Below are 19,216 nucleotides of genomic sequence, written 5' to 3'. Positions count from 1 at the left end.
GGTTACTCTGCTCGTTAAAATTTTGATCTTACGATTAAGCGTAGAACGCTTGGTAAAAAATTTCCTGAGCCGTCTGGCATTTTCGATGAAATTTCAATAACAAAGTCAGAAAAGCGCTAAGCAGCACACTTTTCCAGCCCCGCCCGACACCGCTGGGGAAAATAACGCTGCGGAAAAGAGGCGGATATTTCGTGCTTAAAAATTGATTATGAGTGCTACAAGTTATGTAAATTTATGATCGCCCGTGGATATCATGGTTAAACTAATCAACCTGATTGTTATATTTACGGAACGATTAATTTGTGAACCATTTCAAACTTACCGCGCTTGCCGCATTTTTGCCTCTGTATTTTGCGGCCCCTGTCGCACAGGCTAACCCGCTGACGCTGGGTGCATCCGTTATTTACAGCCAGAGCCCGTACAAAAGCGGTCAGGACCGATACTATCCTGTGCCTATCGTTAACTATGACGGTGACAGTTTCTATCTGAACACCCTGCAAGCAGGTTATTACCTGTGGAAGGACAGCCAGGATCAGCTGTCGCTGACGGTATTGGGTTCACCGCAGAATTACGATCCTGACGATGCCGACGACGGTGATATGAAATCGTTGAACAAGCGCCATATGACGCTGATGGGCGGGTTATCCTATCGCCATACGGCCGACTGGGGGATTGTACGTACTACCCTGGCTGGCGACGTGCTGGATAACAGCAACGGTATCATCTGGGATCTGACCTATCTTTACCGCTTCGAATTTGGCCAGTTCAGCCTGACGCCGGGTATTGGTGCGCTATGGAACAGCTCAAACCAGAACAAATACTACTATGGTATTTCTTCTGCTGAGTCCGATCGCAGTGGGCTTACTCGCTACGATCCGGATGACAGCTGGAGCCCGTACCTGGAGCTGACCGGTGGCTGGAAAATCAGCGACAGCTGGAACGCCACCGTTTCCGGGCGCTATGTCCGTCTGGGTGATGAAATTAAAGACAGCCCGATGGTCGATAAAAGTTCTCAGGTTCTGCTGTGGAGCGGTATTAGCTACACCTTCTGATGCCGCGATCTGCACCAAAGAAGGGCGCTGTGCGCCCTTTTGTGCTATTTCGGGGCGCGATAATGATGCAGGGAGAGAGCAATGAGTCGGACAGTGACCTTTTCTGATGGAAGCCTCCTGTCAGCTATCGGGCAGGGGACCTGGTATATGGGCGAAGATCCTGCATTACGCAACCAGGAGATCGCCGCATTACAGTGCGGAATTGATGCAGGCCTGACGCTGATCGATACGGCGGAAATGTACGCGGATGGCGGTGCGGAGCAGATTGTTGGCGAAGCGCTGGTGGGGAGGCGGGAGCGCGCCTGGCTGGTCTCAAAAGTCTATCCCTGGAATGCCAGCGAAGTGGATGCCGTTGAAGCCTGTGAACGAAGCCTGCGCCGCCTGAAAACCGATTATCTCGATCTCTATCTGCTTCACTGGCGGGGCAATATTCCGCTGGAAGAGACGCTGCGCGCGATGCAAAACCTGCAGCAGCAGGGGAAAATTCGTCGCTGGGGCGTGTCCAACTTCGATACCGATGACCTCAGCGAACTGTTGCAGGAAGAAGGGGGGGAAGACTGCGCAACTAATCAGGTGCTCTATCATCTCGCTTCACGCGGCATTGAGTATGATTTACTGCCGCAGTGTCAGCAGCTGGCAATGCCGGTGATGGCCTACTGTCCGCTAGCTCAGGCAGGGCGACTGCGCCGTGAGCTGATGGAACATCCGGTACTCAGCCAGATTGCACAACACAAGCGCATCAGCGTGGCGCAGCTGCTGCTGGCTTGGGTAATCCGCAAGGAAGGGGTGATAGCTATCCCGAAAGCCAGTTCGATTGCTCACGTAGAGGAAAACGCAGCTGCGCTGGCGGTGACGCTGAGCAGCGAAGATCTGATGCTGATTAACCAGGCCTTCCCTCCGCCGTCGACTAAAATGCCGTTGGATGTTGTGTAGCCAATGGCAGGGTAGTCATAGCTTTAATGACCACAGCAGGCGACCGGGTTGTTGACCGGTCGCACAGGCCCAGATTACTTCTGAATACGTAAGGTTACTGCCAGCCGGGCAGGCTGTTCGCCAGAACTGATCAGCGGACGGGAAATGCGCGCGGTTTCCACACACACCATCGTTTTATAACCTTCGTTTGCCATATCTCCCATGCTGCATGACAATTCAGCTCCCGGATTCCATGTGACAACGTCACTTTGATAGTGATGATGCACTTCAATCACCCGTTTGCCGGCACGGTCTTCCAGCACGCTGCATTCAGCAGGCTGGGTATGAATACGGTCAACGCGCTGTTCGTAGGTTTGCTTGCCGTCAGGCAACTGGCCGGTAGCGCCTTTCAGTACCTGATCGATATAGTCCGGCCCCAGGCCGCTGACTGTTACCGAGGCATTATCGGCAACGCTAAAGTAGCTGTGAAGGGCTGCCGTTGCCTCGAAATCACCGTGGGCCTCAAGTTCAATTTCGCAGGTATCGCTGAAGCGGAAACGAGCGAACAGGGTAAAGTCATGCGGCCAGAGTTTTTTGGTCTGCTCGTTGCTTTCCAGAACGAAAGTTAGCATCACGCTCTGCTCATTTTCATCATGCGCCGAGAGCGTCCACGGCAGATTGCGGGCAAATCCATGTGCCGGCTCACCTGCCGGGCCAAACCATGGCCAGCAGATTGGCACGCCGCCGCGGATAGCTTTACCCGGGGTCCAGGCCGTTTTCTCACTCAGCCAGACAACCGGCTTTTCACCCGCAGGCTGCCATGCTACCAGGTGCGCCCCCTGCAGCGTGACGGCTGCGCGGACCTTAGGGTGGGTGATGACCACCACCGGCAGTTCGCCAATCTGGCGCTGAGTAATATACGGGGAGATCTGGTTAAGCACCGGCAGCGAGAAGAGTTTTTCGTTCATGAGCGGTCCTTCTGAAATTGAGAGATAAAAAAAGGGCGACCTGAGTCGCCCTTACTTTTCTGGTTCTGTGTCAACAGGCCTTATTTGGCGATGTGAGCAACCAGGTCCAGTACCTTGTTAGAGTAACCAGTTTCGTTGTCGTACCAGGAAACCAGTTTAACAAAGGTGTCGCTCAGCGCGATACCGGCTTTAGCATCGAATACTGAAGTCAGTTTTTCACCGTTGAAATCGGTAGAAACCACTTCGTCTTCGGTGTAGCCCAGAACGCCTTTCAGTTCGCCTTCAGACGCGGCTTTGATTGCATCACAAATTTCTTTGTAAGAAGCAGGCTTAGCCAGACGTGCAGTCAGGTCAACGACGGAAACGTTCGGGGTAGGAACGCGGAACGCCATACCGGTCAGTTTGCCGTTCAGCTCAGGGATCACTTTACCTACGGCTTTTGCAGCACCGGTAGATGAAGGGATGATGTTCTGAGCTGCGCCGCGGCCGCCGCGCCAGTCTTTGTGAGACGGGCCATCAACGGTTTTCTGAGTTGCGGTAGTTGCGTGCACGGTGGTCATCAGTGCTTCAACGATACCGAACTTGTCGTTGATTACTTTAGCCAGCGGTGCCAGGCAGTTAGTGGTACAGGAAGCGTTAGAAACGATGTCCTGGCCAGCGTAAGACTTGTGGTTTACACCCATAACGAACATTGGGGTGTCATCTTTAGATGGGCCAGTCAGTACAACTTTCTTGGCGCCAGCCTGGATGTGTTTACGTGCAGTTTCGTCGGTCAGGAAGATACCGGTCGCTTCTGCAACAACGTCAACGCCTACTTCGTCCCACTTCAGGTTAGCAGGATCGCGCTCAGCGGTAACACGGATGGTTTTACCGTTAACAACCAGTTGACCGTCTTTGACTTCTACAGTGCCGTTGAAGCGACCGTGAGTTGAGTCATACTTCAGCATGTAAGCCATGTACTCTGCGTCCAGCAGATCGTTGATCGCAACGATTTCTACATCAGAACGTTCCTGAGCAGCACGGAAAACGATGCGACCGATACGGCCAAAACCGTTGATACCTACTTTGATAGTCATATATTCCACCAGCTAGTTGATAGTGAATAAAAGGTTGGCAGTAAAATTACAAAAAGCTTACCAGGCGTCAAGCGGAATCGTGTCAATTATTGCTATAGGTCAAACTCATGACCAGGAATTATTCAAAAAAAAGTCCATTTCTTGACGCCGACACAGCCGTGATCTTAAGGCACTTAACCCGAATATAAACGGGGTCATATTGTAAAAGGTGATCTGAGTCACAATTATGTCTCTGAACGATTCTCCTCTCGCACTGCGAGAGAAAAATTCACCTGATCTTGTTAAGTATTTGTTAGAATGCTAAGCGAAGTCTTCATAATAACACTGCCAGAGAGTCTACCATGGCTAATGAGAAATCCCCTATTTCACCCGAAAATGAACTGAACGAAATGCAACGTTACGTGACCCAGCAGCGTGGTACTGAGCCACCGTATTCGGGTAAACTGTTGCATAACAAAGAGCAAGGTCTGTATCACTGCCTGGTGTGTCAGGCTCCACTGTTTCTGTCCACGTCTAAGTACGATTCAGGCTGCGGCTGGCCAAGTTTTTACGAGCCTTACAGCGACGAGGCCATTCGCTATCTTGATGATAATACTCATGGAATGCAGCGTATTGAGATTCGCTGTGGCAGCTGCGACGCTCACCTGGGCCATGTGTTCCCGGACGGCCCGCAGCCAACCGGCGAACGTTACTGCGTTAATTCCGCATCGCTGAGTTTTACGGACGATGACGGTAACATCACCAAAGGTTAACGGAACTGTAATGGAACTCGATGAAATCATTGCCGGTATGACTCCGGAAATTTATCAGCGACTGGCAACTGCGGTTGAAACCGGTAAATGGGCGGACGGTGTCGCCCTGACGCCGGAGCAGAAGGAAAACAGCCTGCAGCTGGTGCTGCTGTGGCAGGCTAAGCATAACGATGACCCCCAGCATATGAGCGTAGCGAAGGGCGGGGAAATCGTAATGAAGAGTAAAAAACAGCTGAAAGAAGAGTTCGGTATCAGCGATGAAGACGTGACGCGCATCCAATTACAGTAATTATTCCTGCAAGAATAATTCGTTCAAAGAATAGGCAGTTGTGCGTTCAGCACATCTGCCTAAATTTTTTGGCTTACAGAATCAGTGCACCGGCATTTTGCATCGCTTTCAGCGCCTCAGCGCTGTCATCTGGCTGCAAATTCACGCCGCGACACCCCTCAGCTACTACCGTGACATCAAAGCCCAGCGAGAGGGCATCCAGCACGCTGTATTTGACGCAGTAGTCGGTTGCCAGCCCCATTATCGTCAGCGAGGTAATACCTTCCTGCTTCAGCCAGCCTTCCAGAATAGTTGCCTGGCGTCGGCCGTTATCGAAAAAGGCGCTGTAGCTGTCCACCTGTGGATTTTCACCCTTGTAGACGCGCAGTGTGATAGCGGACTGCTCCAGTGCCGGGTGCAGTTCTGCTCCGGCACTGTGCTGAATGCAGTGATCCGGCCACCAGACCTGCGGCAGACCGTCCAGTTCCCCGCAGCTGCCGGGTTTGTTTCCGCAGGTAGAAGCAAAGCTGCCGTGGCCGACAGGATGCCAGTCAAACGTGGCAATAACCGGTTCACCGCGCTGCCGAAACTCCGCTGCCAGTCGGTTAGCCACAGCTATCGTCGCATCGCCCTCTGCCACCGCCAGTGCGCCACCGGGGCAAAAGTCATTTTGTAAATCGATTAATACCAGTGCCTGGCGTGCGCTCATGCTTTTCTCTCCGGTTAGTCCTCGGTCAGCTCACCGCGCAGGTTCTGCTGCATCAGTTGACGCATTTCATCGCTGGTCAAATCCTGGCTGAGCAGATAGTGCAGTTTGGTCAACGTCGCTTCTACGGTCAGGTCGGCCCCGCTAATGACACCGGCGTGCGCCAGTGCGTTACCGGTGGCATAGCCGTCCATATTCACTTTGCCGGACATGCACTGCGTGAGGTTGACCACCACAATACCGCGATCGGACGCGGCTTTCAGCTCTTCAAGGAACTCTTTATTTTGCGGAGCGTTACCCACCCCGTAAGAACGGAGGATCAGCGCTTTTACCGGCTGGCGCAGGAAGTTGCGCACTACTTCAGCGGAGATGCCGGGATAAATCGTTACCACACCGATCGGCTGCGGCGTAATCGGGTGAACGATCAGTTCACCGTTACCGGCCGGAGCGGGAGGGGTGTTCAGTCGACGAATATGAATGCCGGCTTCCAGCAGGGGCGCAAGGTTAGGTGAGGCAAAGGCGCTGAAACCGTCGGCGTGGGCTTTGGTGGTACGGTTGCCGCGATACAGCGTATTGTTGAAGAATAACGCCACTTCGTTAATCGGGTAGTTAGCGGCAACGAACAGCGAGTTGAGCAGATTCTGCTGCCCGTCAGAACGCAGTTCCGCCAGCGGAATTTGTGACCCGGTCACAATCACCGGCTTGGCCAGATTTTCCAGCATAAACGACAGCGCGGAGGCGGTGAATGCCATGGTGTCGGTGCCGTGCAGGATGACGAAGCCATCGTAGCGATCGTAGTTCTTCTGAATGTCGTCAGCAATCGATTGCCAGTCTTCCGGTGTCATGTCCGACGAGTCAATCAGCGGCTGATACTCGTGGATGGTGAAGTCGGGCATCTCAGCACGATGGAACTCGGGCATGTTCGCCAGTTGGGTTTGCAGGTGGCCTGAGACGGGAATGTAGCCGTGCTCAGAACGCTGCATGCCGATGGTTCCGCCGGTATAGGCGACATAAATCGATTTTTTTTGCATGGGTAAACTCAGACTTGCCGAAAACGCGCAGTATAAGGGGAAAGCCGGGGAAAAGCAGCCCGACCGGTGACGGTCGGGCTGATTAGTGAACTACTTCACATCACCACAGTTCAGACAGAACGCGTAGCGATTTTGCGGATCGTTAAGATCGCCCATCAGACCCGGCTGTTTTTTCATGGCGGAAACCACGTCAAGCAGCGGGGCCGGTAGCAGCGCTTTCAGCGACGCTGGCAGCGAGGCGCGAACGTCCATCTGGCTGAACAATGTATTCAGCAGCCCCGGCTCTTCCTGATACCAGTCCAGCTGTGGCTGCTTCACTTTTGCCAGTTCGGCAGCTTTAGCCACGGCATCGTCAAAATCACCCAGCGCATCGACCAGACCGTTGGCTTTGGCATCGCTGCCGGTCCAGACGTGGCCCTGGGCGATTTGGTCAACCTGCTCAGGCGTCTTGTTACGTGATTTCGCCACCAGTCCGATGAAGTTTTTGTAACCGTACTCAATGCTCAACTGCATCATTTCCTGCACTTCAGGCGGCAGCGCTTTGGTCAGCGTGACATCGGCGAGCGGTGAGGTGGCAACCCCGTCGGTGTGAACGCCAATGCTGTCCAGCGAATTTTCCACCGTGTTGATCACGCCAAAGATGCCGATAGAGCCGGTCAGTGTGTTCGGGCTGGCGATAATATAGTTGGCCGGTGTGGATACCCAGTAGCCGCCGGACGCAGCCATGCCGCCCATGGAAACCACTACCGGTTTACCCGCTGCTTTGGCCGCTGCCAGCTCTTCACGGATGGTTTCAGACGCGGTAACGCTGCCGCCCGGGCTGTTCACGCGGAACACGATGGCTTTGATGTTGTCATCCAGACGTGCCTGGCGAATTTCATTGGCGGTGGTGTCGCCGCCCACGCTGCCAGGCGTTTCTTCACCGTCCATAATCGCGCCGTTAGCAACGATAACCGCAATGTTGCCTTTGCTGTTGCTTTCGGTGGTTTCAGTATTGTTCAGCGGATAGTCATAAATACTGATGCCGGTATAATCCTTCGCCTCTTTATCCCAGCCGAAGGTTTTCACCAGATGCTGATCCACTACTGAAGGTGACGCCAGCTCATCGACCAGCTTGCTCTCTTTAGCGTACTGCGCAGTATCACCACCCACTTTTTGCAGAGCGTCCAGCACGCCGCGAGCGCCAGGGAAGACCTGATCGGCGGTAATCTGGCGGTTAGCGGCCAGCGTGTTGAGGTAGTTTTGCCACAGTTCGCCTACCCAGCGGCTGTCGGCGTCGCGAGCGGCCGGTGACATATCATCACGCAGGAAAGGCTCGACCGCCGATTTATAGGTGCCGACGCGGAAAACATGGGAATTCACCTTCAGCTTATCCAGCAGGGTTTTATAGTACAGGCTGTTGGTAGCGAAGCCGTGCAGGTCGACCGTTCCCTGCGGGGAGAGATAAATTTTGTTGGCGAAGCTGGCGAGGTAGTACTGCGACTGGCTGTAGCTGTCACCCGTTGCAAAGATCGGCTTGCCGCTGTCGCGGAACTCGCGCAGGGCCTTACCGATGTACTGTAGCGAAGGCTGATCGCCGCCGGCAAAACTGCGCAGATCCAACACAATACCGGTAATACGGCTATCATCTTTTGCCTGACGGATGGCATCCACCACGTCAAACAGTGAATTCTCTTTCAGGCGATCGCTGCTGGCCCCGATCAGCTGGCGGCCCAGCTTACTGAATTTGTTGCTGACGGAAGGTTTATCCACGACCACGCCGCTGAGATCGACAATCAGTGCACCTTTCTTCACTTCTGCCGGGGCAGAGCTGCTGTTCATCTGGAACCAGATCCCGGCACCGACCAGGATCAGCAGGATCAAAAACAGATTGAGGATAAATTCGCGGACAAAGTTCAAACCCCGCCACGTCCACTTAAAAATACCAGCGATAGCTCGCCACAACATGCGCATAGACTCTCCGTAATCGCAACAAATGCCCGTCAGGGTACAGGGTTAAAGTTAACGCGCCCCTTAACGGACAGTAACGTTCAACATCCTAAATAGCAGGGGCTGAATTGTCAGCATGAAAAAGGACAATGCTGTAACAAAACATCATCCTGTGCTAGTTTCAGTCCACTTTACGCCCCCATCAGGAGGAAATTATGGACGCTCTGGACTTACTGGTTAATCGACGCTCGGCCTCGCGCCTGGCCGATCCCGCTCCGGCGGGCGGTGCACTGGACAATATTCTGCGTGCCGGTATGCGCGCGCCCGATCACGGCACGCTTCAGCCGTGGCGCTTTATTATCGTCGAAAATGAGGGGCGTGATCGCCTCAGTGCGCTGCTGGAAAAAGTGTCACGTGAAGCCAGCCTGGATGATAAAGCGATTGAGAAAGCGAAACAGGCACCGTATCGCGCACCGCTGATTATCACCGTCGTTGCCCGTTGCGAGGACCATCCCAAAGTGCCGCGCTGGGAACAGGTTGTTTCGGCGGGCTGTGCAGTGATGGCTATGCAGATGGCTGCCGCTGCTCAGGGCTTCAACGGCATCTGGCGAAGCGGTGCCTGGACCGAAGATGAATCCGTCCGCCAGGCCTTCGGCTGCCGTCCTCAGGATGCCATCGTCGGCTTCCTCTATCTGGGCACGCCGCAGCTGAAAGCGGCGACCACCGTATTACCGGTCGACAGCGCGCCGTTTGTCAGCTATTTCTGATTGAATCAGGTCCTTTTTACCGTCAGGGTTGTGAGCGGCCCTGCAATTCGCCGGGATAATAAGCGAATGGTCCGCGATTAAGGTCGGCAGACTTACACCCGTCTGCCCGATCCGCTACCATAATATCTGGTGAAGCTAAAAGGGACCTTCTTCATGAATCAGAATACGATCCGCCTGACGCAGTACAGCCATGGTGCTGGCTGCGGCTGCAAAATCTCCCCCCAGGTTTTAGATACCATTCTGCACAGCGACCATCCGCTCCGACGCGATCCTAATCTGCTGGTTGGCAATGAAACCCGGGATGATGCGGCCGTGTACGATCTGGGCAACGGTACTGCGGTGGTCAGCACCACCGATTTCTTTATGCCGATCGTTGATGACCCCTATGATTTCGGACGTATTGCCGCTACTAACGCAATCAGCGATATCTGGGCGATGGGCGGAAAACCGATTATGGCGATTGCCATTCTGGGCTGGCCGGTGAACGTTTTATCACCGGAAGTTGCGCGGCGGGTGATTGAAGGCGGGCGCAGCGTCTGCGAACAGGCCGGGATTAGCCTGGCCGGTGGGCACTCGATTGACGCCCCGGAGCCGATCTTCGGCCTTGCCGTCACCGGTGTGGTCGAGACGCACCAGGTGAAAAAGAACAGCGAGGCGCAGGCGGGCTGCCGCCTGTGGCTCAGTAAGCCGCTCGGTATTGGCGTACTGACCACCGCCGAAAAGAAATCGCTACTGCGCCCTGAACATCAGGGACTGGCGACGGAGGTGATGTGTCAGCTTAACCTGCTTGGCGCCGAAGCGGCAGGGATCGCCGGCGTTTGTGCAATGACCGACGTCACCGGTTTTGGCCTGCTTGGCCATCTCAGCGAGATGTGTCAAGGCGCGGGCCTGCAGGCCGACGTGCAGTTCAGCGCGATCCCGCGGCTGCCCGGCGTTGATGACTACATCGAGCTGGGCTGTGTGCCGGGGGGAACGGCGCGCAATTTTGCCAGCTATGGCCAGCTGATCGGTGAGATGACCGAGACACAGCGCAGGCTGTTGTGCGATCCGCAAACGTCGGGTGGCTTGCTGATAGCGGTATTACCCGAGGCGGAAGCGGCACTGCACGCCGCCGCAGAAAAACATGCGGTTTCACTGACCGCAATTGGTGAACTGAAAAAGGCTCAAACCGGACGAGCCATGATTGAAATTAAACCCTGAGCAGGAATTGAGTCCCGGATGCGTCTGTTTATTGCCGAAAAACCCAGCCTTGCCCGCGCGATTGCGGATGTCCTGCCGAAACCTCACCGCCGTGGCGATGGTTTCATCGCCTGCGGTGACGATCAGGTCGTCACCTGGTGCGTGGGGCACCTGTTAGAGCAGGCGCAGCCCGACAGCTATAACAGCCGCTTTGCCCGCTGGTCGCTGGCTGATTTACCCATTGTGCCAGAAAAGTGGCAGCTGCAGCCGCGCCCGTCGGTGGCGAAGCAGCTCAACGTGATAAAAAAGTTGCTCGGTGAAGCCAGCGAAGTGGTTCACGCCGGAGACCCGGACCGTGAAGGTCAGCTGCTGGTGGATGAAGTACTGGATTATCTGACCCTACCGACAGAGAAACGTGCCGCCGTGCAGCGCTGCCTGATTAACGATCTTAATCCGCAGGCGGTGGAGCGTTCCATTGGCCGGCTGCGGCAGAATCGGGAATTTATTCCGCTGTGCGTCTCGGCGCTGGCGCGTTCGCGCGCTGACTGGCTCTACGGCATTAATATGACACGCGCCTACACGCTGCTGGGGCGCAATGCGGGCTATGACGGCGTGCTGTCGGTCGGCCGGGTACAAACCCCGGTGCTGGGGCTCGTAGTGCGGCGAGATGAAGAAATTGAAAACTTTGTGCCGAAAGATTTCTTTGAAGTGAAAGCGCACATCGTCACCCCGCAGGATGAGCGTTTCGTTGCTCTGTGGCAGCCCAGTGAATCCTGCGAACCGTATCAGGATGAAGAAGGGCGTCTGCTGCATCGCCCACTGGCCGATCACGTGGTCGCGCGCATCGGCGGTCAGCCAGCGCTGGTCACCAGTTATAACGACAAACGTGAAAATGACACCGCGCCGCTGCCGTTTTCACTTTCCAGCCTGCAAATTGAAGCCGGTAAGCGGTTTGGCCTGAGTGCCCAGATGGTGCTGGATACCTGCCAGCGGCTGTATGAAACCCACAAGCTGATTACCTATCCGCGTTCGGACAGCCGCTATTTGCCTGATGAACATTTCTCCGGCAGGCACGCAGTCCTCAATGCGATTAACAGCCATCAGCCGGATCTGACACCGCCCGCCGATTTTAACAGCGATATTCGTAACCGCTGCTGGGATGACAAAAAGGTGGATGCCCACCACGCGATAGTACCGACCGCGCGCAGCAGTCGGGTGTCGCTGAATGAAAATGAGCAGCGAATTTATCGTTTGATTGCCACCCAGTATCTGATGCAGTTCTGTCCTGATGCGGTTTACCGCAAATGTGTGATTGAACTGGATATCGCGGGAGGAAAATTTATTGCGAAAGCGCGTTTCCTGGCGGAGGCCGGTTGGCGCGCGCTGCTGGGCAGCAAGGAACGCGATGAGGAAAACGACGGTACGCCGCTGCCGGTGGTCGCGAAAGGTGATGAGCTGCTGTGCGAGCGCGGCGAAGTGGTAGAGAAACAGACGCAGCCACCGCGCCCTTTTACCGATGCCACACTGCTGTCGGCGATGACCGGAATCGCGCGTTTTGTGCAGGATAAAGATCTGAAGAAGGTGCTACGCGCCACCGACGGTCTGGGCACCGAGGCGACGAGGGCGGGTATTATCGAGCTGCTGTTCAAACGCACTTTCCTGTTTAAGAAAGGGCGCTATATTCACTCCAGCCCGGCGGGAAGGGCGCTGATTCACTCATTACCTGAAATGGCCGCCCGCCCGGATATGACCGCGCACTGGGAATCCACGCTAACGAAAATCAGTGAAAAACAGTGCCGCTATCAGGACTTTATGCAGCCGCTGGTGGATACGCTGTACTCGCTGATTCATCAGGCTCGCCAGCAGCCTGCGGCACATGCCTTCCGCGGGCTGCCCGCGCCGTCGTCAGGTCAGGCGAAGAAGCCGCGTCGTAAAGCGGCTTCGTCAAAGGCGGGAAGCGGCAAGGCTGGGCGGTCGGGCAATGTGGACTCTGGCCAGGATCAAGTCTGACCTTTCGGCATTCCATTGGGGGATATTCGCGATAAACTCCCGCAATCAGGCAATCAGGCAATCAGGCAATCAGGCAATCAGGCAATCAGGCAATCAGGCAATCAGGAGTATCGTGCCGTAAAGCTTAGCGCTGCAAAAATGCTTCAAGTAGTGGGATATCAGCGGGAGCCAGTGCAAAGCTGAATGCCTCCGGCGGCTCCGCCCAGACGAGGGACTGATGGCAGAGTGCCGTCGGTTCACCCGTGAAATCTGTCACCAGCCAGGCATGGAGATTGATTTTGCGTTCCCCAACAACCCGGCTTTCGCTGGCGATGTAATCACCAATGACGGCATCGATCGCCAGTTCTTCCATCAGCTCACGTTTTAGCGCCTGCGGCTGGCTTTCACCGGCGTCAACTTTGCCGCCGGGAAATTCCCACAATCCGGACTGGTCGCCCTGCGGACCACGCTGGGCCAGCAGGAGCATACCCTCTCGCACAATCATTGCGGCTACGACTTCCAGCTCGTTAGTGTTGGACATCAGAAGGCGAACTGCGCCCAAATCGGCGCGTGGTCGGACGGTTTTTCCATGCCGCGAATATCGTAATCAATACCGGTTGCCGTGCAGCGTTCAGCCAGCGTTTGGCTGGCCAGCAGCAGGTCAATGCGCAGACCGCGATTGTCATCGAAGCCTTTAGAACGGTAGTCGAACCAGGAGAAGCGGTCGTTAACTTCGCTATTTTGCGCGCGCCAGGTGTCTACCAGACCCCAGTTCATTAAACGATCCATCCATTCACGTTCTTCCGGCAGGAACGAACATTTCCCGGTGCGCAGCCAGCGCTTGCGGTTGTCTTCACCAATGCCGATATCCAGATCGCTACTGCTGATGTTCATATCGCCCATGATCAGCACCGGATTTGCCGGGCTTTGATTCTGTTCCAGATAGTTTTGCAGGTCGCGGTAGAATTTTTCCTTCGCCGGAAACTTGATTGGATGGTCGCGGCTTTCCCCCTGCGGGAAGTAGCCGTTAATGACCGTCAGCAGGCCTGCTGGCGTTTCGATATCAGCCATAATAATACGGCGCTGTGCGTCTTCATCATCACCGGGGAAACCACGGCGGACGGCAACCGGCGCGGCTTTGCAGAGCAGGGCAACGCCGTAGTGGCCCTTCTGGCCGTGATAGAACACGTTGTAGTCGAGCTTTGCGACCTCTTCCAGCGGAAACATATCATCGTGAACCTTAGTTTCCTGCAGGCCGATAACGTCCGGTTGATGCTGTTCAACAATCGCGGCGAGCTGGTGAGGGCGAGCGCGTAGCCCATTGATATTAAAGGAGACAAATTTCATAGCGTGGGCCATTTCGTGGCGAAAAGATGACAGAATGGTAGCAGAAGTCTGGCAGAAATGTCATCTGTTGCCGAAATGAAACGTGCGGCAAAATCGACTCAATGGCGTATTTGAAAATCAGGTTGTGAAGTTAAAAAAGATAGAGAGAGAGGATGCTTGAAATGGTGGTGGGGGAAGGATTCGAACCTTCGAAGTCGATGACGGCAGATTTACAGTCTGCTCCCTTTGGCCGCTCGGGAACCCCACCAGGGGAAGCGTGTTAACAATTCACAGTACAACGAAAACAAAACGGATCTCATTTTCTCATCGCTATCTGCAGTCGCAGAAAGAATGAAGCCTAGTTTCAGCCAAAAACCTGGTTGAAATGGTGGTGGGGGAAGGATTCGAACCTTCGAAGTCGATGACGGCAGATTTACAGTCTGCTCCCTTTGGCCGCTCGGGAACCCCACCACTGGCCTTGCTACTGCGCTTGTTAAGCGGAGCGCATCATATCAAATGAACTGACGCTGTAAAGCCCCGTTATTCATAAAAGAGCGCGTTCGCCGATTTTTTGCCCGAACTGCTGTTTTGTAAGGCAAAACAGCAGTATCGGCATCACAAAATAATCGTGCGGTTGCCGTAGACAAATACGCGCTGTGCCAGCACCTGATACAGCGCACGGCTCAAGGCATTTTTCTCTACGTCACGGCCCGCGCGCATCATATCTTCGGCGGTGTAGGTGTGGTCCACGTGGATCACGTCCTGCATGATAATCGGGCCTTCATCCAGGTTATCGTTCACGTAGTGCGCGGTTGCGCCGATGATTTTCACGCCGCGCTCATAGGCCTGGTGATAAGGACGGGCACCAATAAAGGCCGGCAGGAACGAGTGGTGAATATTGATAATCTGGTTCGGATAACGCTGAACAAACGCCGGGGTCAGCACACGCATATATTTCGCCAGCACCACGTAGTCCGGCTGATAGCGATCGATGACCGCCGCCATATTATTGTCGTGCTCTTCACGCGTCAGTCCTTCGTGGCTGACCAGCGCGAACGGCACATCAAAGCGTTCAACCAGCGTACGCAGCGTTTCGTGGTTGCCGATAACGGCAGCGATTTCGACATCCAGCCCGCCGTAGGCGCTTTTCATCAGCAGATCGCCGAGGCAGTGGGCTTCTTTGGTCACCAGAATAACAATGCGGCGGCGACCGGCTGGCTGCAATTCGCGTACCGATCCGGTAGGAAGTGCGCTGTCGAGATCGGCCAGCAGGGTGGTGTCGTTAAAGATGCCTTCCAGTTCGGTACGCATAAAGAAGCGCCCGGTGCGGTGATCGACGAACTCATTGTTCTGGACGATATTCAGTTCGTGTTTGTAACAGATGTTGGTAATTTTCGCGATCAGCCCTTTAGCATCCGGGCAGATGGTGCGTAAAACTTTTCGTTGCAGTGTTTGCGCTTGCATTACGATGGTAATCCTGTCGATACAAAAGGGAAATCAGGGTCAGTTCTGACCGCAGCATTTCTTGTATTTTTTGCCAGAGCCACAGGGGCACTGATCGTTGCGCCCGATTGGCGGGAAGGTTCCGTCGATATAGTACCAGCGTTGCTCCTCACGAAGAAAGCGCGAACGTTCATGAATAAAGCTTTCGCGCTGATTTTCCGTAAAGCGCGCAAAAAACGTGACATATCCCTGAGCGGAATCTGCCATGATTTCACTGCTAATGACGTTAAGTCCAAGCCATTGTGTGGCGATGTAGCTCTCTTCGATACTCTCTGCAAAACGCTCCGCATGACAGGAAGGATGCCAGCTATCGATCAAATAGCGGGTATTACGTTTGACGTAGGCACAGTAGCGGGAACGCATTAATACTTCTGGTGTTGCAGGGAGTGACGCACCTTTTAGATACGATTCGCAACATAAGCTATACTGCATTCCGCTACCGCAAGGACAAGGTTCAGACACGTTGGCTCCAGCTCGTTCAAGACGGTTAATTCAGAATTTGTGCGCTGATGGTAACCGACCAGAGGCAGCGATGCCATTTTGATCGTTCTGACCCCTTCGTTGAGTCTCTTTATCGCCAGGGTGTGGCAGTAAAACGGATACAGGTATTCTTGCCAGAGGTGTAATGAGAAAAATTAAAATCGGGCTGGCGCTGGGCTCAGGAGCGGCGAAGGGCTGGTCGCATATTGGTGTGATTAACGCACTCGAACGAGCGGGCATTCGTATTGATGTTGTCGCGGGCTGTTCCGTTGGCGCGCTGGTAGGGGCTGCCTACGCCAGTCGAAGGCTGCCGCTGATGGAATCCTGGGTGCGGTCGTTCAGCTACTGGCAGGTTCTTCGTCTGATGGATCTTTCGTGGCAGCGCGGCGGCCTGCTGCGCGGGGAACGGGTGTTTAGCCACGTTAAACGACTGATAGCCAATGACAATATTGAACAGTGCAGCCTGCCTTTCGGTGCAGTGACCACGAATTTAAGTACCGGACGAGAACTGTGGCTGACCGAAGGCGATCTCCATCAGGCGGTCAGAGCATCCTGCAGTATGCCCGGTCTGCTGTCGCCGGTGGCCTGGAACGGCTACTGGCTGGTTGACGGTGCAGTGGTGAATCCGGTACCTGTTTCGTTAACCCGGGCGCTGGGGGCCGATATTGTCATTGCTGTCGATCTGCAGCATGACGCACATCTGATGCAGCAGGATCTGTTTTCCGTTACGCCGCAGCCGGAGGGCAGCGAGGCAAGCCAGCCGCACAGCTGGGGCGGGCGGCTGCGTCAGGGGCTGGGGCGGTTGGTGCAAAGAAAAGTCAACCATTCACCCAGTGCGATGGAAATTATGTCCACCTCGATACAGGTGCTGGAGAATCGCCTGAAGCGTAACCGTATGGCGGGTGACCCGCCGGATGTGCTGCTACAGCCATTTTGCCCACAAATCTCTACGCTGGATTTTCATCGCGCTGATGAAGCCATTGAGGCGGGAAGATTGTCGGTAGAAAAGAAAATGGATGAATTACTGCCACTTGTCCGCGACAGACAATAGCGTAATCGATTTATCGTGCGGAGAGAGCCATTTCAGAGAGGCAAATCTGCGATTTATAGACCACTATTGAGGTATCTGTTTTGCTGGGGAGAACAATGGAAAAACCGTTAAGTGGAAAACGCATTCTCATCGTTGAGGACGAAGTTGTTTTCCGCTCCCTGCTTGATAACTTCCTCAGCTCACTCGGCGCGCAAATAAGCCTGGCAGATGACGGCGTTCAGGCTCTGGAACATCTGCAACGCAGCACGCCTGATATGATGATTTGTGACCTTGCCATGCCGCATATGGATGGCCTGACGCTGGTTAGCCAACTGCGTAGTAAAGGCCAGACGCTGCCAATTCTGGTGATTTCCGCCACGGAGAACATGTCAGATATTGCCAAAGTACTGCGGCTGGGCGTGCAGGATGTGTTGCTGAAGCCGGTTAAAGATCTGGCCCGACTGCGCGAAGTGGTTTTTGAGTGCCTTTATCCCTCAATGTTTTCCTCGAAAGTCGAAGAAGATGAACAGCTGTTCCAGGACTGGGATGCGCTGGTTCGTGACCCTTCTGCCGCAGCTAAACTTTTGCAGCAGCTGCAGCCGCCGGTCCAGCAAACCATTGCCCACTGCCGCATAAACTATCGGCAGCTGACGATGGCCGAACAGCCGGGTCTGGTTCTTGATGTGGCGGCACTATCGGAGAAAGATCTGGCATTTTATTGTCTGGATGTGACCCGTGCCGGAGATAATGGTGTGCTGGCCGCACTGTTATTACGTGCATTATTTAATGGCCTGCTTCAGGAGCAATTGTCCGGTCAGTCTCAACGCTTGCCGGAGTTAAGCGGATTGCTTACTCAGGTTAATCAATTATTACGACAGGTTAATCTGGAAGGACAATTTCCTTTACTGGTTGGTTATTATAACCGCGACCTGAAAAATCTGATTCTGGTCTCCGCCGGACTGAATGCCGCGCTCAGTATCCACAGCCAGCAAATTCAACTCAGTAACGGCGTACCGCTCGGTACGCTGGGCAGTACGCATCTTAATCAAATCAGCCAGCGTTGTGATGCCTGGCAGTGCCAGGTGTGGGGCGCTGGTGGCCGGCTGAGATTAATGCTGAGTACGGATTGACCAGTCACGCTCCTTTCTATTCGCCCGGCAAGACAGAGGCATCGATAAGCTTTACACTTGGGTAATAGTCTTAATTTTTGCATAAATGAATTTACCAGGATAAATCCGCGCGGGTCTAACTGGTATACTCACTCTGTTTTTAAACTCGACATATCAAGTAATAACTTGAACGGCCTAAATGAGAGGTACTTTGATGTCTGCCCATAATTCTAAAGTCAAGAAAGCGGTAATCCCGGTTGCGGGTTTGGGAACACGTATGTTGCCAGCAACCAAAGCGATCCCTAAAGAGATGCTGCCGCTGGTTGATAAGCCGTTAATTCAGTATGTCGTTAACGAGTGTATCGCAGCAGGAATTAATGAAATTGTGCTGGTTACGCACTCTTCTAAGAACTCCATTGAAAACCACTTTGACACCAGTTTTGAATTGGAAGCCATGCTGGAAAAACGCGTTAAGCGCCAGCTGCTGGAAGAGATTCAGTCAATTTGCCCACCGCACGTGACCATTATGCAGGTTCGTCAGGGTCTGGCAAAAGGTCTGGGACATGCGGTGATGTGCGCATGGCCAGTGGTGGGCAACGAGCCGGTTGCGGTGATCCTGCCGGACGTGATTCTGGACGAGTACGAATCCGATCTGTCTAAGGATAACCTGGCCGATATGATCCGCCGCTTCGATGAAACCGGCCACAGCCAGATTATGGTTGAACCGGTTGCTGACGTGACCGCCTACGGTGTTGTTGACTGCAAAGGTGCGGAACTGAAAGCCGGTGAGAGCGCGCCGATGGTAGGCGTGGTTGAGAAACCGAAAGCCGATCAGGCACCGTCTAATCTGGCGGTAGTGGGTCGTTACGTGCTGTCTGCGGACATCTGGCCGCTGCTGGCGAAAACCCCTCCGGGTGCCGGTGATGAGATCCAGCTGACCGACTCTATCGCTATGCTGATGGAAAAAGAAACCGTTGAAGCCTATCACCTGAAAGGCGTCAGCCATGACTGCGGTAACAAACTGGGTTACATGCAGGCCTTCGTTGAGTACGGTGTTCGCCACAACACGCTGGGCAGTGATTTCAAAGCGTGGCTGGAAAGCACCGTAGGCAGTAAAAAATAATTTCATTTTAACCGGG

Annotated in this window: 19 protein-coding genes and 2 tRNA genes; 10 read left to right on the top strand and 11 right to left on the bottom strand. The window is 54.3% G+C overall.

From position 1 onward, the window contains the following. The first annotated feature begins 302 nt into the window (after positions 1 to 302). Together IBT46_RS02840 and IBT46_RS02835 are read left to right on the top strand one after the other, a co-directional pair. Positions 303 to 1,052 carry a MipA/OmpV family protein gene (locus tag IBT46_RS02840; protein WP_200543833.1) on the top strand — a complete coding sequence of 250 codons (750 nt, stop codon included), beginning with the start codon at positions 303 to 305 and terminating at the stop codon, positions 1,050 to 1,052. A gap of 81 nt (positions 1,053 to 1,133) precedes the next feature. Then, positions 1,134 to 1,985: an aldo/keto reductase gene (locus IBT46_RS02835; protein ID WP_200543831.1), complete on the top strand. Its 852-nt coding sequence runs from the start codon at positions 1,134 to 1,136 to the stop codon at positions 1,983 to 1,985. Positions 1,986 to 2,059: 74 nt separating this feature from the next. Here the strand turns inward: IBT46_RS02835 and IBT46_RS02830 are convergent, their stop codons facing one another. Together IBT46_RS02830 and gapA are read right to left on the bottom strand one after the other, a co-directional pair. Then, the gene (locus IBT46_RS02830; protein WP_200543829.1) at positions 2,060 to 2,932 is read right to left on the bottom strand and encodes a D-hexose-6-phosphate mutarotase; all 873 of its coding nucleotides are present in this window, start codon (positions 2,930 to 2,932) and stop codon (positions 2,060 to 2,062) included. 80 nt (positions 2,933 to 3,012) lie between these two features. Continuing rightward, positions 3,013 to 4,008 (bottom strand): glyceraldehyde-3-phosphate dehydrogenase, encoded by a 996-nt coding sequence (gene gapA, locus IBT46_RS02825; protein ID WP_172606669.1) that lies wholly within the window; start codon positions 4,006 to 4,008, stop codon positions 3,013 to 3,015. A gap of 341 nt (positions 4,009 to 4,349) precedes the next feature. Here gapA and msrB point away from each other — a divergent pair, with 341 nt between their 5' ends. Both msrB and IBT46_RS02815 read left to right on the top strand, forming a co-directional pair. Beyond that, positions 4,350 to 4,760: a peptide-methionine (R)-S-oxide reductase MsrB gene (msrB, locus tag IBT46_RS02820; protein WP_200543827.1), complete on the top strand. Its 411-nt coding sequence runs from the start codon at positions 4,350 to 4,352 to the stop codon at positions 4,758 to 4,760. A 10-nt stretch (positions 4,761 to 4,770) separates the two neighbouring features. After that, positions 4,771 to 5,049 (top strand): YeaC family protein, encoded by a 279-nt coding sequence (locus IBT46_RS02815; protein ID WP_123329494.1) that lies wholly within the window; start codon positions 4,771 to 4,773, stop codon positions 5,047 to 5,049. Between the two features lie 73 nt (positions 5,050 to 5,122). Here the strand turns inward: IBT46_RS02815 and pncA are convergent, their stop codons facing one another. The 3 genes from pncA to sppA form a co-directional block, all read right to left on the bottom strand. Further along, positions 5,123 to 5,737 carry a bifunctional nicotinamidase/pyrazinamidase gene (gene pncA, locus IBT46_RS02810; protein ID WP_200543825.1) on the bottom strand — a complete coding sequence of 205 codons (615 nt, stop codon included), beginning with the start codon at positions 5,735 to 5,737 and terminating at the stop codon, positions 5,123 to 5,125. Positions 5,738 to 5,751: 14 nt separating this feature from the next. Continuing rightward, positions 5,752 to 6,765 (bottom strand): asparaginase, encoded by a 1,014-nt coding sequence (gene ansA, locus IBT46_RS02805; protein WP_105595241.1) that lies wholly within the window; start codon positions 6,763 to 6,765, stop codon positions 5,752 to 5,754. 90 nt (positions 6,766 to 6,855) lie between these two features. Further along, positions 6,856 to 8,718, bottom strand: coding sequence for a signal peptide peptidase SppA (sppA, locus tag IBT46_RS02800; RefSeq protein WP_200543823.1), 1,863 nt, complete (start codon positions 8,716 to 8,718; stop codon positions 6,856 to 6,858). Between the two features lie 191 nt (positions 8,719 to 8,909). On the opposite strand from sppA, the gene IBT46_RS02795 reads away from it, so the two are divergent. From IBT46_RS02795 to IBT46_RS02785, 3 genes are all read left to right on the top strand, one after another. Beyond that, complete coding sequence (locus IBT46_RS02795) at positions 8,910 to 9,461, top strand: NAD(P)H nitroreductase (RefSeq protein ID WP_200543821.1); 552 nt, start codon at positions 8,910 to 8,912, stop codon at positions 9,459 to 9,461. Between the two features lie 153 nt (positions 9,462 to 9,614). Beyond that, on the top strand, positions 9,615 to 10,661 hold the full coding sequence (gene selD / locus IBT46_RS02790; RefSeq protein ID WP_200543819.1) for a selenide, water dikinase SelD: 1,047 nt from the start codon (positions 9,615 to 9,617) through the stop codon (positions 10,659 to 10,661). Positions 10,662 to 10,679: 18 nt separating this feature from the next. Next, complete coding sequence (locus tag IBT46_RS02785) at positions 10,680 to 12,650, top strand: DNA topoisomerase III (protein WP_200543817.1); 1,971 nt, start codon at positions 10,680 to 10,682, stop codon at positions 12,648 to 12,650. 124 nt (positions 12,651 to 12,774) lie between these two features. On the opposite strand, the gene IBT46_RS02780 is transcribed toward IBT46_RS02785, so the two are convergent. The 6 genes from IBT46_RS02780 to IBT46_RS02755 all read right to left on the bottom strand — a co-directional run bounded on the left by IBT46_RS02780 (position 12,775) and on the right by IBT46_RS02755 (position 15,920). After that, positions 12,775 to 13,170: a pyrimidine (deoxy)nucleoside triphosphate diphosphatase gene (locus IBT46_RS02780; RefSeq protein WP_200543815.1), complete on the bottom strand. Its 396-nt coding sequence runs from the start codon at positions 13,168 to 13,170 to the stop codon at positions 12,775 to 12,777. After that, positions 13,170 to 13,976: an exodeoxyribonuclease III gene (gene xthA / locus IBT46_RS02775; protein ID WP_200543813.1), complete on the bottom strand. Its 807-nt coding sequence runs from the start codon at positions 13,974 to 13,976 to the stop codon at positions 13,170 to 13,172. The genes IBT46_RS02780 and xthA overlap by 1 nt, the downstream gene beginning before the upstream one ends. 162 nt (positions 13,977 to 14,138) lie before the next feature. Further along, a tRNA-Tyr gene (locus IBT46_RS02770) sits at positions 14,139 to 14,223 on the bottom strand. A gap of 118 nt (positions 14,224 to 14,341) precedes the next feature. Further along, positions 14,342 to 14,426, bottom strand: a tRNA-Tyr gene (locus IBT46_RS02765). A gap of 144 nt (positions 14,427 to 14,570) precedes the next feature. Beyond that, positions 14,571 to 15,419 carry a formyltetrahydrofolate deformylase gene (gene purU, locus IBT46_RS02760; protein ID WP_105595234.1) on the bottom strand — a complete coding sequence of 283 codons (849 nt, stop codon included), beginning with the start codon at positions 15,417 to 15,419 and terminating at the stop codon, positions 14,571 to 14,573. 39 nt (positions 15,420 to 15,458) lie between these two features. Further along, positions 15,459 to 15,920: a YchJ family protein gene (locus IBT46_RS02755; protein WP_200543811.1), complete on the bottom strand. Its 462-nt coding sequence runs from the start codon at positions 15,918 to 15,920 to the stop codon at positions 15,459 to 15,461. Positions 15,921 to 16,083: 163 nt separating this feature from the next. Here IBT46_RS02755 and rssA point away from each other — a divergent pair, with 163 nt between their 5' ends. From rssA to galU, 3 genes are all read left to right on the top strand, one after another. Next, positions 16,084 to 16,989 carry a patatin-like phospholipase RssA gene (gene rssA / locus IBT46_RS02750; RefSeq protein WP_200543808.1) on the top strand — a complete coding sequence of 302 codons (906 nt, stop codon included), beginning with the start codon at positions 16,084 to 16,086 and terminating at the stop codon, positions 16,987 to 16,989. 95 nt (positions 16,990 to 17,084) lie between these two features. Continuing rightward, a complete protein-coding gene (gene rssB / locus IBT46_RS02745) occupies positions 17,085 to 18,098 on the top strand; it encodes a two-component system response regulator RssB (RefSeq protein WP_200543806.1) in 1,014 nt (337 codons plus the stop codon). Positions 18,099 to 18,291: 193 nt separating this feature from the next. Then, positions 18,292 to 19,200: a UTP--glucose-1-phosphate uridylyltransferase GalU gene (gene galU / locus IBT46_RS02740; protein ID WP_105595230.1), complete on the top strand. Its 909-nt coding sequence runs from the start codon at positions 18,292 to 18,294 to the stop codon at positions 19,198 to 19,200. Positions 19,201 to 19,216 lie beyond the last annotated feature (16 nt).

It is taken from the genome of Erwinia sp. S38 (assembly GCF_016624545.1).
Lineage (GTDB): Bacteria > Pseudomonadota > Gammaproteobacteria > Enterobacterales > Enterobacteriaceae > Erwinia > Erwinia coffeiphila.
Note: the sequence above shows the minus strand (reverse complement) of the source record. Positions and strands in the feature narration are given on the sequence as shown.

Coding starts and splice junctions, on each gene's coding strand:
- sppA (WP_200543823.1), bottom strand. CDS start 8,718: ATGCGCATGTTGTGGCGAGCTATCGCTGGTATTTTTAAGTGGACGTGG.
- msrB (WP_200543827.1), top strand. CDS start 4,350: ATGGCTAATGAGAAATCCCCTATTTCACCCGAAAATGAACTGAACGAA.
- IBT46_RS02835 (WP_200543831.1), top strand. CDS start 1,134: ATGAGTCGGACAGTGACCTTTTCTGATGGAAGCCTCCTGTCAGCTATC.
- ansA (WP_105595241.1), bottom strand. CDS start 6,765: ATGCAAAAAAAATCGATTTATGTCGCCTATACCGGCGGAACCATCGGC.
- rssA (WP_200543808.1), top strand. CDS start 16,084: ATGAGAAAAATTAAAATCGGGCTGGCGCTGGGCTCAGGAGCGGCGAAG.
- IBT46_RS02780 (WP_200543815.1), bottom strand. CDS start 13,170: ATGTCCAACACTAACGAGCTGGAAGTCGTAGCCGCAATGATTGTGCGA.
- IBT46_RS02785 (WP_200543817.1), top strand. CDS start 10,680: ATGCGTCTGTTTATTGCCGAAAAACCCAGCCTTGCCCGCGCGATTGCG.
- pncA (WP_200543825.1), bottom strand. CDS start 5,737: ATGAGCGCACGCCAGGCACTGGTATTAATCGATTTACAAAATGACTTT.
- rssB (WP_200543806.1), top strand. CDS start 17,085: ATGGAAAAACCGTTAAGTGGAAAACGCATTCTCATCGTTGAGGACGAA.
- galU (WP_105595230.1), top strand. CDS start 18,292: ATGTCTGCCCATAATTCTAAAGTCAAGAAAGCGGTAATCCCGGTTGCG.
- IBT46_RS02830 (WP_200543829.1), bottom strand. CDS start 2,932: ATGAACGAAAAACTCTTCTCGCTGCCGGTGCTTAACCAGATCTCCCCG.
- gapA (WP_172606669.1), bottom strand. CDS start 4,008: ATGACTATCAAAGTAGGTATCAACGGTTTTGGCCGTATCGGTCGCATC.
- selD (WP_200543819.1), top strand. CDS start 9,615: ATGAATCAGAATACGATCCGCCTGACGCAGTACAGCCATGGTGCTGGC.
- xthA (WP_200543813.1), bottom strand. CDS start 13,976: ATGAAATTTGTCTCCTTTAATATCAATGGGCTACGCGCTCGCCCTCAC.
- IBT46_RS02795 (WP_200543821.1), top strand. CDS start 8,910: ATGGACGCTCTGGACTTACTGGTTAATCGACGCTCGGCCTCGCGCCTG.
- purU (WP_105595234.1), bottom strand. CDS start 15,419: ATGCAAGCGCAAACACTGCAACGAAAAGTTTTACGCACCATCTGCCCG.
- IBT46_RS02815 (WP_123329494.1), top strand. CDS start 4,771: ATGGAACTCGATGAAATCATTGCCGGTATGACTCCGGAAATTTATCAG.